Below are 16,967 nucleotides of genomic sequence, written 5' to 3' on the forward strand. Positions count from 1 at the left end.
CTGGCCTGGGCGGCCTGCCATTGGCCGCGGGCGCGGTCGAGCGCGGCGGCGGCCTCCCCGCGCGGGTTCGCCGACTCGGCGGCGAGCACGGCGCGTTCGGCGGCGGCAATGGCCAGGTCGGCTTCATTTGCCGCCGAAGCTGTGGACGCGGCCAGCAAAAGCGCCAGCGCGAGATGGATTTTTAGCGAGGATAGTGTCATAAGGCGAACTCGCAGGTCGGCGTTCGGGCGGGGCCATTGTAGCCACCCCGCGCCGTCCACCGGGACCGAAACAGGGGATCCAAGGATACTGACATGGACATCGGCTATTTCCTGAAGCTGATGACGGAAAAGAACGCGTCGGACATGTTCCTGACCACCGGCGCGCCCGTCTACATCAAGGTCGAGGGCAAGCTCTACCCCCTCGGCAACACCGGCCTGCCGGCCGGCATGGTCAAGAAGATCGCCTACTCGCTGATGGACGAGGGCCAGGTCCCGGCCTTCGAGCGCGACCTCGAGTTCAACATGGCCATCGCGGTGAAGGACACCGGGCGCTTCCGCGTCAACGTGTTCAAGCAGCGCGGCGAAGTGGGCATGGTGATCCGCGCCATCAAGAGCGAGATCCCCAACATCGACCAGCTCAAGCTCCCGAACGTCCTCAAGGACATCGTGATGGAGCAGCGCGGCCTGGTGCTGGTGGTCGGCTCCACGGGCTCGGGCAAGTCCACCACGCTGGCGGCCATGATCGACCACCGCAACGCCAGCACGACCGGCCACATCCTCACCATCGAGGATCCGATCGAGTTCCTGCACAAGCACAAGAAGTCCATCGTCAACCAGCGCGAGGTGGGCCTGGACACCCACGCCTTCCACAACGCGCTCAAGAACGCCATGCGCGAGGCGCCGGACGTCATCCTGATCGGCGAGATCCTCGACGCCGTGACCATGGAATCGGCCATCGCCTTCGCCGAGACCGGCCACCTGTGCCTGGCCACGCTGCACTCGAACAACGCCGACCAGACCCTGGACCGCATCCTGAACTTCTTCCCGGAGTCGGCCCACAAGAACGTGCTGATGAACCTGTCGCTGAACCTCAAGGCGGTCATCAGCCAGCGCCTGGTCATCGGCAAGGACGGCAAGCGCCTGCCGGCCGCCGAGATCCTGATCAACACCCCGATGATCCGCGACCTGATCCGCCGCGGCGAGGTGCACGAGATCAAGGAGGCCATGGACAAGTCGCTGCAGGAAGGCATGCAGACCTTCGACCAGTCGCTGTTCCGCCTGTACAAGGAAGGCAAGGTCGAGCTCGAGGAGGCGCTGCGCAAGGCCGACTCGCGCGACGGCCTGGCCCTGAAGATCCGCCTCTCGGAAGGCGCGACCGGCGAACACGACCCCTACGCCGACATGTACGGCGGCGCCGGCCCGGGCAGCGAATCCACCGGCTACTGAGCCCCGCTCAGTTCCCGACCGGGGCGTCCGGCTGGTTTTCCGGCCGGGCGGCCTCGAAGGCCTCGAGCGCGAGGCAGGCGTCGTTGATGCGCCGGATCGTCCGGTACGGCGCCAGGTCCACCCCGAACCGCACCGCGTTGTAGACCTGCGGCACCAGGCAGCAGTCGGCCATGGTCGGCATTTCGCCGTCACAGAAGGTGCCGGTGGACGGGTTGTCGGCCAGGGTGTCTTCCAGCGCCTCGAAACCCACCTGCATCCAGTGCCGCACCCAGGCGTCGCGTTCGGCCTGGGGCACGTTCCAGGTGTTTTCGAAGAACTGCAGCACGCGCAGGTTGTTCAGCGGGTGGATGTCGCAGGCGATCATCTGGGCCAGGGCGCGCACGCGCTGGCGGTCGCGGGCCGTGGTGGGCATCAGCGGCGGCGTCGGCCAGGTTTCGTCCAGGTACTCCATGATGGCCATGGACTGGCGCAGGATGCGGCTGCCGTGCAGCAGCACCGGCACCAGCTCCTGCGGGTTGAGGTCGCTGAAGGGCGCCTTGTGCTGCTCGCCCCGGGCCAGGTGCACCGGCAGGGTTTCGTAGGGCATGCCCTTGAGGTTGAGCGCGATGCGCACCCGGTAGGCGGCGCTGGAGCGCCAGTAGGAATAGAGCCTGATCGAACCCGGATTCATGCCGCGCGCTCCCCTGCCCTCGTGAAGGCGAGGCCCCAGCATACGCCGGGCCGCGCCATTCTCAAGCCTTGGCGATGCGCTGCTCGATGGCCCCGAACACGCTGGCGCCGTCCCGGCCCAGCATCTCGATGCGCACGGTGTCGCCGAAGGACATGAACGGGGTGCTGGGCTTGCCGTCGCGCAGGGTTTCCACCGTGCGCTGCTCGGCGAAGCAGCTGGCGCCCTTGCCGGTGTCCTCGTTGGCCACCGTGCCGGAGCCGACGATCGTGCCGGCCGACAGCGGGCGGGTCTTGGCCGCGTGCGCCACCAGCTGGGCGAAGTCGAACTGCATGTCCACGCCGGCCTCGGGCGCGCCGAACCACTTGCCGTTGACGTGGGTGAGCAGCGGCAGGTGCACCTTGTTGCCCTGCCAGGCCTCGCCCAGCTCGTCGGGGGTGACGAACACCGGGCTCAGCGCCGAGCGCGGCTTGGACTGCAGGAAGCCGAAGCCCTTGGCCAGCTCGCCCGGGATCAGGTTGCGCAGCGAGACGTCGTTGACCAGGCCGACCAGCTGGATGTGCTGCGCCGCCTGCGCCGGCGTGGCGCCCTGGGGCACGTCGTCGGTGACGACGACCACTTCGGCCTCCAGGTCGATGCCGTAGGCCTCGTCGGCCACCAGCACCGGGTCGCGCGGGCCGTAGAAGCCGGCGCTGACCGCCTGGTACATCAGCGGGTCGGTGTAGAAGCTCTCGGGCACCTCGGCGCCGCGCGCCTTGCGCACGCGCGCCACGTGCGGCAGGTAGGCGCTGCCGTCCACGAATTCATAGGCGCGCGGCAGCGGCGCGGCCAGCTGGGCGAAGTCGACGGCGAACACCGGCTCGCCGTTGATGGTCTCGGGCGTACCGGCTTCGAGCGCCTCGTACACCGCGTTCAGGCGCGGCGCGGCGTTGGACCAGTCCTCCAGCGCGCGCTGCATCGTCGGCGCGATGCCGGTGGCCTTCACCGCCCGCGAGAGGTCCTTGGAAACGACCACCAGCGTGCCGTCGCGGCCGCCTTCCTTGAGGGAACCCAGTTTCATTGCTTGCTCCTGTGGGCCGCGCGGCTCAGCCGCGGCGGCTCGGGTCGAAATTCCGGGCCAGGCCCTGCCAGCACTGCTGGTAGGTGGCCTGGCGGTGGCCGGCGGCGAGCGCCTGCGCGGTCGGGCGGATCACGTGCCGCGACTCGAACATGAAGGCCATGGTGTCGGTGATCACGTCGGGCTTCGCCAGGTCGGCCGTGGTGGCCTTGTCGAAGGTGGCGGCGTCCGGGCCGTGGCCCGTCATCGAATTGTGCAGCGAACTGCCGCCCGGCACGAAACCTTCCGCCTTGGCGTCGTAGGCGCCGTGCACCAGGCCCATGAACTCGCTGGCGATGTTGCGGTGGAACCACGGCGGCCGGAAGGTGTCCTGGGCCACCAGCCAGCGCGGCGGGAAGATCACGAAGTCGATGTTGCTCACGCCCTCGCTGTCGCTGGGCGAATGCAGCACCAGGAAGATGGACGGGTCCGGGTGGTCGTAGCTGATCGAGCCGATGGTGTTGAAGCGGCGCAGGTCGTACTTGCTGGGCGCGTAGTTGCCGTGCCAGGCCACCACGTCCAGCGGGCTGTGGCCGATGGCGGCGCGCCAGAGGCCGCCCTGGAACTTGGCCACCAGCTCGAAACTGCCCTCGCGGTCCTCGTAGGCGGCCACGGGCGCGAGGAAATCACGCGGGTTGGCCAGGCCGTTGCTGCCGATGGGGCCCAGGTCGGGCAGCTTGAACATGGCGCCGAAGTTCTCGCACACGTAGCCGCGCGCCTGGCCGTCGGGCAGCGAGATGCTGAAGCGGATGCCGCGCGGGATGAGCGCGATCTCCTGCGGCTCCACCTCGAGCACGCCCATCTCGGTGGCGATGCGCAGGCGGCCCTGCTGCGGGACGATCAGCAGTTCGCCGTCGGCGTCGTAGAAGAAGCGGCCGTCCATGTCGGCGTTGGCGGCATACAGGTGCACGCCCAGGCCGCCGGCCGAGGGGCCGCCGTTGCCGGCCATGGTGTACAGGCCGTCGAGCCAGTCGGTGGGCGCCTGCGGCATGGGCAGCGGGTTCCAGCGCAGCTGGTCGGGCGTGACCGGGCCGTGGCCGAAGTCGCCGTGGAACGTGGCGTGCGCCAGCGGCTCGAACGGGCCGTGCATGGCCGCCGGCCGGATGCGGTACATCCAGGTCCGGCGGTTGCTGTGCCGCGGCGCGGTGAAGGCGGTGCCGCTGATCTGCTCGTTGTACAGCCCGTACGGGCATCGCTGCGGCGAATTCCGCCCCTCGGGCAAGGCGCCCGGCAGCGCCTCGGTCGCAAACTCGTTCCCAAACCCACTCAGGTACTTCAGGCTCATCGTCGGGTCCCGGTGTCTGTATTGAGACGCGGACTTACAGCACGCCGCGGCGCATCTGGTCGCGTTCGATCGATTCGAACAGGGCCTGGAAGTTGCCCTCGCCGAAGCCCTCGTTGCCCTTGCGCTGGATGATCTCGAAGAAGATCGGGCCGAAGGCGTTCTGGGTGAAGATCTGCAGCAGCTTGCGCTGCTTGGTTTCCGGGTCGGCGTCGATGAGGATCTTGTTGCGGGCCAGGCGCGGCACGTCCTCGCCGTGGCCGGGCACGCGCTGGTCGATCACGTCGAAGTAGGTGTCGGGCGTGTCCAGGAACTCCACGCCGCGGGCGCGCATGGCTTCCACGGTGTCGTAGATGTTGTCGGTGAACAGGGCGATGTGCTGGATGCCCTCGCCCTTGTACTCGCGCAGGTATTCGTTGATCTGGCTCTTCTCGTCGCTCGACTCGTTGAGCGGGATGCGCACGATGCCGTCCGGCGCGGTCATGGCCTTCGACAGCAGGCCGGTCTTGGCGCCCTTGATGTCGAAGTAGCGGATCTCGCGGAAGTTGAACAGCTTCTCGTAGTAGTCCGACCACTTCTGCATGTTGCCCACGAACAGGTTGTGGGTGAGGTGGTCGATGAAGGTCAGGCCGAAGCCGGCCGGCGCCTGGTCCACGCCCGGCAGCGGCTCGTAGTCGGCGTACAGGTCCTCGCGGCCGTCGTCGACCAGGTACAGCATGCAGTCGCCGATGCCCTTGATCACCGGCGCGTCCACCGCGCGGGTGTCGGCCAGGTGGTCGATCTCCTCGCCGCCGTTGGCCAGCACGTGCGCCAGCACCTGGGCCGAGGGCTTGCGGAAGCGGATGGCGAAGCCGCAGGCCGAGGGGCCGTGCTGGGCGGCGAAATCGGCGGCGAACGAAGCCTGCGATTCGTTGAGCAGGAAGTTGATGGTGCCCTGGCGGAACAGCGTGACCGGGCGCGACTTGTGGCGCGCCACGGCGGTGAAGCCGAGCTTGCCGAGGTAGTCGGCCATGGCCGGTCCGTGGCCGGCGGGCGCGGCGAACTCGACGAACTCGAAGCCGTTGATGCCCATCGGGTTTTCGAAGGTGGTGGGCGTGATGCCGAGGTTCGGGGCGTGGGCCTGGGGCTGGGCGTTCATGGGCGGTCCTCCGGTGGGAGCGGCTTGCAAGGGGAAGGCCGCCGTTATAGTTTCAATTGAAACCACTTGCAAGGCGCGGCGCCGCATGCCCGACCGGGACATCCTCGACCTGGAGCACTTCCTGCCCTACCGGCTGTCGGTGCTGTCGAACCGCATCAGCCAGGACATCGCCCGGCTTTACGCCGACCGTTTCGGCCTGGGCATCACCGAATGGCGGGTCCTGGCCGTGCTGGGCCGGCACCACGACATCCCGGCCCGGGAAGTGGCCGAGCGCACCGCCATGGACAAGGTCGCGGTGAGCCGGGCCATCGCCTCGCTGCAGGCCGCCGGCCGCATCGAACGGCAGGTGCGGCGCGACGACCGCCGCCATTCCATGCTGCGCCTGAGCCCGGCCGGCCGCGCCATCTACGACGAGGTGGCGCCCATGGCCCTGGCCTACCAGCGCCGCCTGCTCGAGGGGCTCTCGCCCGACGAACGCGCCGCCCTGGACCGCCTGCTCACGCGCATGGAAGAGCTCGAGCTGGCCACTCGGCCCGGCTGAAGCCCGCAACGAAAACGGCGGCCCTGGGGCCGCCGTTTCCTTTCCAGCCGTGGCGCAGCGCTTACTTCACGCCGTGCATCAGCTTGTTGATCAGCGGGGCGATCAGGAACAGCAGCACGCCCGGGATCACCAGCGCCCAGAAGCCGAAGGTGTAACCCGACAGGGCCGATTCCACGCTCATGCCACCCTCGCCGCTGACGTGGCTGGCGAAGATGCCCGACAGGTTGTTGCCGATGGCGGTGGACAGGAACCAGCCGCCCATGCCGAAGCCGACCAGGCGCACCGGCGCCAGCTTGGTCACCATCGACAGGCCGATCGGCGACAGGCACAGCTCGCCCACCGACTGGATCACGTAGACCATGAACAGGGTCCAGAACGGGATCTTCAGGGTGGCCGGGTCGACCATGGTCGACAGGGCCAGCATCAGCAGCAGGAAGGCCAGGCCGTTGAAGATCAGGCCCAGGCCGAACTTGCGCGGGATGGACGGGTTGTGGCGGCCCATCTTCACCCACAGCCAGGCCAGCACCGGCGCCAGCGTGATGATCGCCAGCGAGTTCACCGACTGGAACCAGCCCACCGGGAAGATCCAGCCGCCGAGGTCGCGGTCGACGATGTTCTGGGCCAGGAAGTTGAACGAGCTGCCGGCCTGCTCGAAGAAGCACCAGAACAGCACGTTGAACACGAAGATGATCAGCATGGCGATGGCCATGTCGCGCCGCACCGCGCCGTCCTTGAAGCCTTCGCGCAGGATCAGCACGCACAGGCCGACGAACAGCGCCGACAGGATCCACTGCAGCGCGCCGGCGCCGATCGAGAGCAGGAAGTACACGACGGGGATCGCCACCAGCGCGCAGATCGCCGTCACCAGCACGCGGCCCTTGCCCTCGGCGCCTTCCATCGGCCGGCCCACGCCCTGCAGCTGGCTGCGGCCGAACCAGAACCAGACCAGGCTGATCACCATGCCGATGCCCGAGACCAGGAACACGACCTTGTAGGCCGGCATGGCCGGGCTGCCGCCCATGATGCGCTCGGCCAGCAGGCCGGTGAGCCACGGGGCGATCATCGCGCCGAGGTTGATGCCCATGTAGAACAGGGTGAAGCCCGAGTCGCGGCGGTCGTCGCCGGTGGCGTAGAGCTGGCCCACCATGGTCGAGATGTTGGGCTTGAACAGGCCGTTGCCGACGATGATGGTGGCCAGGCCGAGCTTGAACAGCTGCTCGTCGGGCAACATGATCAGGAACAGGCCGCTGGCCATGATCACCGCGCCCAGCAGGATCGAGCGCTGGTAGCCGATCACCTTGTCGGCCACGTAGCCGCCGAACAGGGCCGCCGCGTAGACCAGCGCCAGGTAGGCGCCGTACAGGCGGCTGGCCGGGGCTTCGCCGGCGCTGTCGCCCTGGTAGAACTGGGCCACGATGTACAGGGCCAGCGCCCAGCGCATGCCGTAGAAGGCGAAGCGCTCCCAGAACTCGGTCATGAACAGCATCCACAGCGGCTTGGGATGCCCCATCAGCTGCGGGTAGGCGGGCACGGCGGCCGCGGATTGGTTCGGTGCACCGCTCATGCGGTCTCTCCCCTGGTGGATTCGTTGTTATGGTGGTTTTGGCGCCCGCGGCAGGCACGAAGGGGCCGCCGCGGGGCCGGCAAGGTGTAACCGGAGCGGCCCCACCCCGTCAAACCGGGGCGGACGCGGGGGATCAGCGCGCGGGCGGCGCGTAATCGAAGCTGGCGCCCACGCCCAGCGGGATGTCCAGGGCCCAGAAGCCCATCAGGAAGGCGGTCCAGACCACCAGCAGGGTCACCGTGTAGGGCAGCATCAGCGCCACCAGGGTGCCGATGCCGGCCGACTTCACGTATTTCTGGCAGAACACCACGATCAGCGGGAAGTAAGGCAGCAGCGGCGTGATGATGTTCGAGGACGAATCGCCCACGCGGTAGGCGGCCTGGGTCAGGTCGGGCGAGACGCCCAGCTCCATCAGCATCGGCACCATCACCGCGCCGATCAGGGCCCACTTGGCCGAAGCCGAGCCGATCAGCAGGTTCACCGACGAGGTCAGCAGGATGATGCCCACCAGGGTCACGCCCAGCGGCAGGCCCAGCGCGCGCAGGCCATTGGCGCCCTCGATGGCCAGCAGCGCGCCCAGGTTGGACTGGCCGAAGGCGTAGATGAACTGGGCGCAGAAGAACGCCATCACCACGTAATAGCCCATGCCCGACATGGCCTTGGCCATGCCCTGCACCACGTCGCGGTGGTTCTTCACGCTGCCCGACACCACGCCGTAAACCACGCCCGGCACCAGGAAGAAGATGAAGATCAGCGGCACGATCGACTGCATCAGCGGCGCCTGCGCCACCAGCAGGTCGCTCTGGCCCTCGAGCAGCGGCGTGCCTTCCGGCGCGCGCCAGGGCGAGCCGCCCGGCAGCACCGTGGCCAGGAACAGGCCGCCCAGCACCGCCATGGCCAGCACCGACCAGCGCAGGCCGCGCTTCTCCTCCGCCGTGAGCGGGTCCAGGCGCGGCATCTGCGCCGGGTCGCCGTCCACCGGCACGCCGCGCAGGCGCGGCTCGATCACCCTGTCGGTGAGGAACCAGCCCACCGCCATGATCAGGAAGCTCGAGGCGGTGGTGAAGAAGTAGTTGTTGAGCGGGTTCACCACCACGGCCGGGTCGGTAAGGTGGGCGGCGGCCTGGGTGAGGCCGGACAGCATCGGGTCCAGGCTGGAGGGCACGAACAGCGTGGCCGAGAAGCCACCCGACACGCCCGCGAACGCCGCCGCGATGCCCGCCAGCGGGTGCCGGCCGGCGGCGTAGAAGATCACCGCGCCCAGCGGGATCACCAGCACGTAGCCGGCGTCCACCGCCACGTGGCTGAAGATGCCCACGCCGACCAGCGCCGGGGTGAGCAGCATGCGCGGGGTGACGGTGAGCGCGGCGCGCAGCGCGGCCGAGATGAATCCGGTGTGCTCGGCCACGCCCAGGCCCAGCATGGCCACCAGCACCACGCCCAGCGGCGGGAAGGTGACGAAGGTATTGACCATGGCGGCCATGAAGCCGGTGAGCGAGGCGCCCGCCAGCAGGTTCTTCACCGCGATCGGCTGGCCGGTGCGCGGGTCCAGCGCCTCGAAGCTCACGCCCGAGAGCACCCAGGACACCGCCCAGGTGGCCACCATCAGCAGCAGGAAGAGCACGGCGGGGTCGGGCAGCTTGTTGCCCAGGCGCTCGACCAGGTCGAGCGCGCGCACGATCCAGCCCTTGGGCGCGGCGGTGACGGTGTTCATCGGGGTCCCTCGCTTCGAACAGGACCCCGGAGCCTACCAGCCCTTGCGCGCCCGGCGCGTCAATCCGGCGTGCCGAGCACCGTGCGGACCTCGAACAGCTCCGGGAAGAAGGTCAGGTCCAGGGCCTGCTTCAGGAAGCCCACGCCCGAACTGCCGCCGGTGCCGCGGCGGTAGCCGATGATGCGTTCGACCGTCTTCATGTGCCTGAAGCGCCAGAACTGGAAGCTGGCCTCCACGTCCACCAGCTGCTCGCAGGTGGCGTAGGCCTCCCAGTGGGCGTCGGTGTCCTCGTAGATGCGCTTGAACACCGGGATCAGGCCCGGCTCGCGCACGTGCGGCCGGGACCAGTCGCGCTCCACGCAGCCGGCCGGGATGGCGTAGCCCCGGCGGTGCAGGTGGCGCAGGAATTCGTCGTAAAGGCTGGGCGCGTGCAGCACGGCCTCCAGCTCGGCGGTGGCGGCCGGGTCGTGGGCGAACACCTTCACCATGTCGGCGTTCTTGTTGCCCAGCAGGAACTCCACCAGCCGGTACTGCAGGGACTGGAAGCCCGAGGCCGGGCCCAGGACCTCGCGGAACTGCAGGTAGTCGGCCGGGGTCAGGGTTTCGAGCACCGACCACATCTCGGTGAGCTGGCGCTGTACCTGCTTCACCCGGGCCAGGATCTTCTGCATCGGGTCGAGCTGGTCGCGCTGCAGGCAGCCCAGGGCGGCCCGGAGCTCGTGGATGACCAGCTTGAGCCACAGCTCGGAGACGTGGTGCTGGACGATGAACAGCATCTCGTCGTGGTGGGGCGGGTCCGAGAGCGGCTTCTGGGCCGACAGCAGGGTGTCCAGGCGCAGGTAGCCGCCGTAGGTCAGCCGGTCCTTGAGGTCGGTGGTGATGCCCTGCTCCAGGGCGCGCTGGTTCGGTGGCTGGGACACGGGTCGGTCCGGGCGTGAAGGGGGCGTCAGGGTACCCCCGGGGGGGTGTCACGCGAAAGCAAAGAAAAAGCCGCTAACATTCCGCCCTTGCGGCCGCCATCGGCCGATTGCGCAACCATCCAGGGGAATCCACCTATGCGTACTGCCCTCCGGCGGGCCGGCCTCGCCGCGTCCCTGCTGTCCGCCCTGCTGGCCACCACGGCCCAGGCCGACAGCACACCCCAGTCCCTGCCCTTCGCGCAGGACTGGACCAACACCGGCCTGATCACCACCAACGACAGCTGGTCCGGCGTGCCGGGCATCGAAGGCTTCCGCGGCGACAACCTGACCGGCCTCACCGGCGCCGACCCGCAGACCCTGCTGGGCGCCGACTCGCCGGGCGTGATCGACGTCAACGCCAACCAGGCCGCGCCGAACACCAACACCGCCGGCGGCGTCACCGAATTCCAGATCGCCAACCCGGTGGTGGCCCTGCAGGGCAGCGGCACCGCCGACGCGCCCTACCTCAAGCTCTACGTCGACACTACCGGCGCCCAGGACGTCACGGTCGCCTACACGGTCCGCGACATCGACGGCTCGGCCGACAACGCCATCCAGGCCGTCGCGCTGCAGTACCGCGTCGGCGACACCGGCGATTTCACCAACGTGCCGGCCGCCTTCATCGCCGACGCCACCACCGGCCCGAGCCTGGCCACGCTGGCGACCCCGGTCTCGGTGGTCCTGCCGGCCGAGGCCGAGGGCCAGCCGCTGGTCGAGCTGCGCATCATCACCAGCAATGCCGGCGGCAACGACGAGTGGGTCGGCATCGACGACATCAGCGTCACCGCCTCGGCCGCGCCGTTGCGCATCGCCGTGGACGACGTCTCGCTCTCCGAGGGCGAGGCCGGCACCACCACCGCCAGCTTCACCGTCAGCCTGAACCAGCCGGCGCCCGTCGGCGGCGTCAGCTTCGACGTCGCCACCGCCGACGGCACCGCCACCGCGGGCAGCGACTACGCCGCGCGTTCGCTCACCGGCCAGGTGATCGCCGAGGGCGCCACCAGCTTCACCTTCGACGTGCAGGTCAACGGCGACGACGTGGTCGAGGGCGCGGACGAAACCTTCTTCGTCAACCTCGCCAATGTCGTCGGCGCCGAAGTGGGCGACGCCCAGGGCCAGGGCACCATCGTCGAGGACGACTTCCCGATCACCCTGATCCACGAGTTCCAGGGCACCGGCCGTGCCTCGCCGGTGGATGGCGGCTTCGTCGTCACCCGCGGCATCGTCACCGCCGTGCGCACGAACGGCTACTACCTGCAGACCGCCGACGCCGAGGCCGACGCCGACCCGCTGAGCTCCGAGGGCGTGTTCGTCTTCACCGGCAACAACAACGTCCCGGCCCAGGCCGTGGTCGGCAACCTGCTGGAAGTCTCGGGCACGGTGGTTGAATACACCCCGTCCTCGAACCCGCACCAGCAGCCGCTCACCGAGCTGACCGGCACCGCCGTGGTGGCCCTGCTCTCCTCCGGCAACCCGCTGCCGGCGGCCGTCGAGATCACCGCCGCCCTGGCCGACCCGGCCGGCCCGGTGGACAACCTCGAGCGCCTCGAGGGCATGCGCGTTTCCATCGCCCGCCTGGTCACCTCCGGCCCGGGCGAAGGCTTCATCGACGAGAACGACGCCCTGTCCAGCGCCAACGGCAACTTCTGGGGCGTGGTCGAGGGCGTGGCCCGTCCGTTCCGCGAAGAGGGCGTGGGCGCGCTCGACGTGACCCCGGGCATCCCGGCCGCCACCCCGGTGTACGACACCAACCCCGAGCGCATCCGCGTCCAGAGCACCGGCCAGGTCGGCGCCCCGGTGATCGCGGTCGACGCGCAGGCCGTCGTGAGCGGCCTGGTCGGCGTGCTCGACTACGGCTTCGGCACCTACACCCTGCTGCCCGACCCCGCCGCCCCGGTGGCGGTGGAAGGCGGCGCGACCCCGGTGGCCGTGGCCGACCCGACCCCGTCGGAGTACACCATCGCCGGCTTCAACCTGCTGCGCTTCTACGACGACGTCAACGACGCCGGCGGCGACGTGGCCCTGACCACCGTCGCCTTCGAGCGCCGCGTGGCCAAGACCGCCCGCGCCATCTGCGAATACGTCAGGACGCCGGACATCCTGGGCGTGGTGGAGGTGGAGAACCTCAATGCCCTGACGCGCCTGGCCAATGCCATCAACAGCAACCTGCCGGGCACCTGCGAGCGCAACCCGCAGTACGTGGCCTACCTGGTCGAAGGCAACGACGTCGGCAAGATCAACATCGGCTTCCTGGTCAGCACGGCCGAGGTGCGGCCCTCGGTGCCGCGCGTGGAAGTGCTCGAGGTCGTGCAGTACGGCAAGGCCGAGGTCATCAACAACCCCAACGGCAGCACCTCGGTCCTGCACGACCGCCCGCCCCTGGTGCTGCGTGCCGTGGTGAACGCCGGCAACGGCGCCAGCGCCCCGGTCACCGTCATCGGCAACCACCTGCTGTCGCTGATCGACATCAACTCGCTCGAGCCCGGCTCGAACGGCTACCCGACCACGGGCGACCGCCGCCGCACCAAGCGCGCCCTGCAGGCCGAATACACCGCCGCGCTCATCGAGCAGTTCCAGCAGGCCAACCCGGCCGAGCGCATCGTGCTGCTGGGTGACTTCAATGCCTTCGAGTTCAGCGACGGCTACGTGGACGTGATGGGCATCCTCACCGGCCGCGAGGCCGCCAACGACGCCGTGCTCGAGTACGTGGACAGCCCGGTCACCGTGCCGCTGACCAACATGAGCTTCGAGTCGGCCGAGGGCGAGAACTACTCCTTCACCTTCGAAGGCAGCGCCCAGACGCTCGACCACCTGGTGGTGAACCAGGCCCTGATCGACGCCGCCGGCGCCCTGCGCACCGAACACGCCCGCATCAACGCCGACTTCGGCGTGGACAACTTCGGCGACGACGCGGTGCCGCTGCGTTCCTCCGACCACGACCCGGTGGTGCTGTTCGTGGACGAGGACGGCTTCCGCAGCGTGGACCTCGGCCTGGCCGTGGCCGCCACCGGCGGCAGCGTTCAGCCGGGCAACCCGGTGGGCTTCCAGGCCACCCTGTCCAACGCCGGTCCGCAGGACGCGACCGACGTGCTGGTGAGCTTCAGCGCCAATGCCGAACTGCCCTCGCTGGCGGTCACGGCGCCGGCCGGCTTCACCTGCGCCCCGGCCGTGGTGGCCGCGGGCGCGACCACCGTGGACTGCGTGGCCGACACCGTGGCCGCCGGCAGCGCCGCGTTCATCGTCACCGCGGGCACCAGCGCCTCGACCGCGTTCGAAGCCGACGGCCTGACCCTGTCGGCCAGCGTCGCGACCACCAGCAGCGACGGCAACGCCGCCAACGACGAGGCCTCGGCCACGGCGCCGATGATCCTCTACGCCAACCTGGTGCTGTACAAGGCCGACACCCCGGCGACCATCGTCTACGCCCGCGAGGCCGTGGTCGGCTTCCGCGTCAACAACCGCGGCCCGCATGCGGCCCCGGCGACCGCGCTGGAAGTGTCCTTCAACCGCAGCCTCGAGAGCGTCATCCCCGAGGCCCCGGCTGGCTGGAGCTGCGCGCTGGACTCGGTGACGAGCTCGCGCCAGACCTTCCGCTGCGACCGCGACGGCGCCTACCCCAACGGCGGCAACGACGTGCTCCGCTTCCGGGTGCGCGCCAACCAGTCCACCAAGGCATACGTTTCCGCGGAGGTCGAAAGCGCCGCCATCGACTCCCTGCCGGCCAACAACCGCCAGGTCACCCAGTTCACCGTCGGCCTCGGTTCGTACTGAGTACGCCGGCGTAGGTAACCCGGGGGCGCGGCTTCGGCCGCGCCCTTTTTTTTGGCCGGCTTGCTTTGCCCCGGGGCGGCTGCTATCAAACCCTCCTGCCCGGGAGGCCCGAATGAGCACCGTCGCCACCTTCGAGATCGAATACCTGCAATACCTCGGCCAGGACGGCCGCCTGGTCCGCGAGGACCTGCCCGAATTCGCCCGCGACCGCCGCAACCTGGTCGAGCTTTTCAAGCAGATGCTGCTGGTGCGCACCTTCGACACCAAGGCGGTGGCGCTGCAGCGCACCGGCAAGCTGGGCACCTACGCCAGCTGCCTGGGCCACGAGGCCGCGCACATCGGCATCGGCAGCGCCATGCAGTACGACGACGTGTTCGCGCCGAGCTACCGCGAGTACGGCGCCCAGTTCATGCGCGGCGTGAAGCCCCGCGACGTGCTGATGTACTGGGGCGGCGACGAACGCGGCAACGACTTCTCCGGCCCGCCGCACGACTACCCCTGGTGCGTGCCCATCGCCACCCAGTGCCTGCACGCGGCCGGCGCCGCGCTGGCCTTCAAGCTGCGCGGCGAACCGCGCGTGGCGGTCACCTGCGTCGGCGACGGCGGCAGCTCCAAGACCGACACCTACGCCGCCATCAATTCGGCCGGCGCGTATTCGCTGCCCTTCGTGCTGTGCATCATCAACAACCAGTGGGCGATCTCGGTGCCGCGCAAGTCGCAGACCGGCGCCAAGACGCTGGCCCAGAAGGGCCTGGCCGGCGGCCTGGACTGCGTGCAGGTGGACGGCAACGACATCATCGCCGTGCGCGCCGCCATGGACCACGCGCTCAAGCGCGCCCGCAACGGCCACGGCGGCTCGGTGCTGGAGCTGGTCACCTACCGCCTGTCCGACCACACCACCGCCGACGACGCCCGCCGCTACCGCGACGACGCCGAGGTGAAGGCGGCCTGGGAACGCGAGCCCATGTCGCGCCTGCGCACCTTCCTGATCAACGACGGGATGTGGAGCGAGGCCGAGGAAGCAGCCTGGAAGGAGGAATGCGGCAAGCGCGTGGACGAGGAGGTCAACGCCTACCTCGAAACCAAGGTGCAGCCGGTGGAAGCCATGTTCGACTACCTCTACGCCGAGCTCCCGGCCGACTACGAGGCGCAGCGCGCCGACGCCATCAAGTGGGAGGGCCGCTGAGATGGCCGCCATCACCCTCATCGAAGCCATCACCCAGGCCCTGGCCTGGGAAATGGCCCACGACGACACCGTGCTGGTGCTGGGCGAAGACGTGGGCGTGAACGGCGGCGTGTTCCGCGCCACCGCCGGCCTGCAGCAGCGCTTCGGCGACCAGCGCGTGCTCGACACGCCGCTGGACGAAACCACCATCGCCGGCCTCACCGTCGGCCTGGCCTCGCAGGGCATGAAGCCGGTGGCCGAGGCGCAGTTCGACGGCTTCATGTACCCGATGGTGGACCACATCGTCTGCCACGCCGCGCGCTTCCGCTACCGCACCCGCGGCCGCCTGACCTGCCCGATGGTGCTGCGCGTGCCCTGGGGCGGCGGCATCCGCGCGCCCGAACACCACAGCGAGGCCAACGAGGCCATCTTCACCAACGTGCCGGGCCTGCGCGTGGTGATGCCCAGCTCGCCGCAGCGCGCCTACGGCCTGCTGCTGGCGTCCATCCGCGACCCGGACCCGGTCGTGTTCATGGAGCCCAAGCGCATCTACCGCCAGTACAAGGAAGAAGTGCCCGACGACGGCGAAGCGCTGCCGCTGGACGTGTGCTTCGTGCTGCGCGACGGCAGCGACGTGACCCTGGTCACCTGGGGCGCGCAGGTGAAGGAGACGCTGGAAGCCGCCGAGGTGCTGGAGAAGGAAGGCATCAGCGCCGAGGTCATCGACGTGGCCACGCTCAAGCCGCTGGACTTCGACACCATCCGCGAATCGGTCGGCAAGACCGGCCGCTGCGTGATCGTGCACGAGGCCGCGCGCACCGCCGGCTTCGGCGCCGAGATCGCCGCGCGCCTGGCCGAGCAGTCCATGTACGACCTGCTGGCGCCGGTGGAGCGCGTCACCGGCTACGACACCCACATCCCCCTGTTCCGCCTCGAGATGAAGTACCTGCCGAGCGTGGACAAGATCGTCGCCGCAGCCAAGCGCACGCTGGCGGCGGGCTGAGGAAACGACATGAGCGAGAAGAAGCTGTTCCTGCTGCCCGACCTCGGCGAAGGCCTGCCCGACGCCGAGATCGTCGAGTGGCTGGTGAAGGTGGGCGACGTCGTGAAACTCGACGAGCCGCTGGTGTCGATGGAAACCGCCAAGGCCGTGGTCGAGGTGCCCTCGCCCTACTCCGGCAAGGTGACGCGCCTGGCCGGCGCCGCCGGCGACGTGATCGAAACCGGCCACTGGCTGGTGGAAGTGGAACTCGACCCGTCGCTGCCGCAGCGCGCCGAAGCCCAGGACACCGGCCACTCGCACGGGCACAAGGGCGCGGGCCAGCCGGTGCCCGCGGAACCCTCGCGCGACGATGGCGATGACCTCACGGTCGTCGCCTCGGACGAAGGCGGCGAGATCCGCGAACAGCCCGCCAAGCCCTCGGACGCCGGCACCGTGGTCGGCGCCATGCAGTCGTCCGACGCCGTGCGCAGCGAACAGGCCGTGGCCGTGGGCGGCGTGAAGGCCATGCCCGCCGTGCGCGCGCTGGCGAAGAAGCTCAAGGTCGACCTGGCCCGCGTGCGCCCCACCGGCGCCGACGGCGTGGTGACCATGGCCGACGTGAAGCAGGCCGCGGCGGCGGGCAGCGCCGCGCCGGCCCCGG

At 69.4% G+C, this 16,967-nt stretch carries 14 protein-coding genes; 6 read left to right on the forward strand and 8 right to left on the reverse strand.

Features of this window, described 5'->3' with window-relative positions; genetic code table 11:
* Positions 1-200, reverse strand: a 200-nt coding sequence (locus N790_RS16170) for a hypothetical protein (RefSeq protein WP_156970094.1), incomplete at its 3' end; no start/stop codon positions are given.
* A gap of 93 nt (positions 201-293) precedes the next feature.
* Here N790_RS16170 and N790_RS13385 point away from each other — a divergent pair.
* Positions 294-1,427 (forward strand): PilT/PilU family type 4a pilus ATPase, encoded by a 1,134-nt coding sequence (locus N790_RS13385; protein ID WP_043805005.1) that lies wholly within the window; start codon positions 294-296, stop codon positions 1,425-1,427.
* 7 nt (positions 1,428-1,434) lie between these two features.
* Here the strand turns inward: N790_RS13385 and maiA are convergent, their stop codons facing one another.
* From maiA to hppD, 4 genes are all read right to left on the reverse strand, one after another.
* A complete protein-coding gene (gene maiA / locus N790_RS13390) occupies positions 1,435-2,097 on the reverse strand; it encodes a maleylacetoacetate isomerase (protein ID WP_043805006.1) in 663 nt (220 codons plus the stop codon).
* Positions 2,098-2,158: 61 nt separating this feature from the next.
* Positions 2,159-3,154 carry a fumarylacetoacetate hydrolase family protein gene (locus tag N790_RS13395; RefSeq protein ID WP_043805008.1) on the reverse strand — a complete coding sequence of 332 codons (996 nt, stop codon included), beginning with the start codon at positions 3,152-3,154 and terminating at the stop codon, positions 2,159-2,161.
* 25 nt (positions 3,155-3,179) lie between these two features.
* Positions 3,180-4,475, reverse strand: a complete 1,296-nt coding sequence (gene hmgA, locus N790_RS13400; RefSeq protein WP_043805011.1) for a homogentisate 1,2-dioxygenase — start codon at positions 4,473-4,475, stop codon at positions 3,180-3,182.
* Between the two features lie 34 nt (positions 4,476-4,509).
* Positions 4,510-5,610 (reverse strand): 4-hydroxyphenylpyruvate dioxygenase, encoded by a 1,101-nt coding sequence (gene hppD, locus N790_RS13405; RefSeq protein ID WP_043805012.1) that lies wholly within the window; start codon positions 5,608-5,610, stop codon positions 4,510-4,512.
* An 85-nt stretch (positions 5,611-5,695) separates the two neighbouring features.
* Here hppD and N790_RS13410 point away from each other — a divergent pair, with 85 nt between their 5' ends.
* On the forward strand, positions 5,696-6,151 hold the full coding sequence (locus tag N790_RS13410; protein ID WP_043805015.1) for a MarR family winged helix-turn-helix transcriptional regulator: 456 nt from the start codon (positions 5,696-5,698) through the stop codon (positions 6,149-6,151).
* Positions 6,152-6,212: 61 nt separating this feature from the next.
* Here N790_RS13410 and N790_RS13415 read toward each other — a convergent pair whose 3' ends face one another.
* The 3 genes from N790_RS13415 to N790_RS13425 all read right to left on the reverse strand — a co-directional run bounded on the left by N790_RS13415 (position 6,213) and on the right by N790_RS13425 (position 10,349).
* The gene (locus tag N790_RS13415; protein ID WP_043805016.1) at positions 6,213-7,715 is read right to left on the reverse strand and encodes a peptide MFS transporter; all 1,503 of its coding nucleotides are present in this window, start codon (positions 7,713-7,715) and stop codon (positions 6,213-6,215) included.
* 133 nt (positions 7,716-7,848) lie between these two features.
* Entirely contained in the window at positions 7,849-9,429 is a 1,581-nt protein-coding gene (locus tag N790_RS13420; protein ID WP_043805018.1) for an AbgT family transporter, read from the reverse strand.
* Positions 9,430-9,488: 59 nt separating this feature from the next.
* On the reverse strand, positions 9,489-10,349 hold the full coding sequence (locus tag N790_RS13425) for a tryptophan 2,3-dioxygenase (RefSeq protein ID WP_043805019.1): 861 nt from the start codon (positions 10,347-10,349) through the stop codon (positions 9,489-9,491).
* A 135-nt stretch (positions 10,350-10,484) separates the two neighbouring features.
* On the opposite strand from N790_RS13425, the gene N790_RS16900 reads away from it, so the two are divergent.
* The 4 genes from N790_RS16900 to N790_RS13455 form a co-directional block, all read left to right on the forward strand.
* Positions 10,485-14,159 (forward strand): Calx-beta domain-containing protein, encoded by a 3,675-nt coding sequence (locus N790_RS16900; RefSeq protein WP_052385966.1) that lies wholly within the window; start codon positions 10,485-10,487, stop codon positions 14,157-14,159.
* 112 nt (positions 14,160-14,271) lie between these two features.
* Positions 14,272-15,345 (forward strand): pyruvate dehydrogenase (acetyl-transferring) E1 component subunit alpha, encoded by a 1,074-nt coding sequence (gene pdhA / locus N790_RS13445; RefSeq protein WP_043805027.1) that lies wholly within the window; start codon positions 14,272-14,274, stop codon positions 15,343-15,345.
* Between the two features lies 1 nt (position 15,346).
* The gene (locus N790_RS13450; protein ID WP_043805028.1) at positions 15,347-16,327 is read left to right on the forward strand and encodes an alpha-ketoacid dehydrogenase subunit beta; all 981 of its coding nucleotides are present in this window, start codon (positions 15,347-15,349) and stop codon (positions 16,325-16,327) included.
* Positions 16,328-16,336: 9 nt separating this feature from the next.
* Positions 16,337-16,967: biotin/lipoyl-containing protein (locus N790_RS13455; protein WP_043805029.1), on the forward strand; the 631-nt coding region annotated here is incomplete at its 3' end.

It is taken from the genome of Arenimonas malthae CC-JY-1 (assembly GCF_000747075.1).
Taxonomy (GTDB): Bacteria; Pseudomonadota; Gammaproteobacteria; order Xanthomonadales; family Xanthomonadaceae; genus Arenimonas; species Arenimonas malthae.

Coding starts and splice junctions, on each gene's coding strand:
- maiA (WP_043805006.1), bottom strand. CDS start 2,097: ATGAATCCGGGTTCGATCAGGCTCTATTCCTACTGGCGCTCCAGCGCC.
- N790_RS13410 (WP_043805015.1), top strand. CDS start 5,696: ATGCCCGACCGGGACATCCTCGACCTGGAGCACTTCCTGCCCTACCGG.
- N790_RS13420 (WP_043805018.1), bottom strand. CDS start 9,429: ATGAACACCGTCACCGCCGCGCCCAAGGGCTGGATCGTGCGCGCGCTC.
- hmgA (WP_043805011.1), bottom strand. CDS start 4,475: ATGAGCCTGAAGTACCTGAGTGGGTTTGGGAACGAGTTTGCGACCGAG.
- hppD (WP_043805012.1), bottom strand. CDS start 5,610: ATGAACGCCCAGCCCCAGGCCCACGCCCCGAACCTCGGCATCACGCCC.
- N790_RS13450 (WP_043805028.1), top strand. CDS start 15,347: ATGGCCGCCATCACCCTCATCGAAGCCATCACCCAGGCCCTGGCCTGG.
- pdhA (WP_043805027.1), top strand. CDS start 14,272: ATGAGCACCGTCGCCACCTTCGAGATCGAATACCTGCAATACCTCGGC.
- N790_RS13395 (WP_043805008.1), bottom strand. CDS start 3,154: ATGAAACTGGGTTCCCTCAAGGAAGGCGGCCGCGACGGCACGCTGGTG.
- N790_RS16900 (WP_052385966.1), top strand. CDS start 10,485: ATGCGTACTGCCCTCCGGCGGGCCGGCCTCGCCGCGTCCCTGCTGTCC.
- N790_RS13385 (WP_043805005.1), top strand. CDS start 294: ATGGACATCGGCTATTTCCTGAAGCTGATGACGGAAAAGAACGCGTCG.
- N790_RS13415 (WP_043805016.1), bottom strand. CDS start 7,715: ATGAGCGGTGCACCGAACCAATCCGCGGCCGCCGTGCCCGCCTACCCG.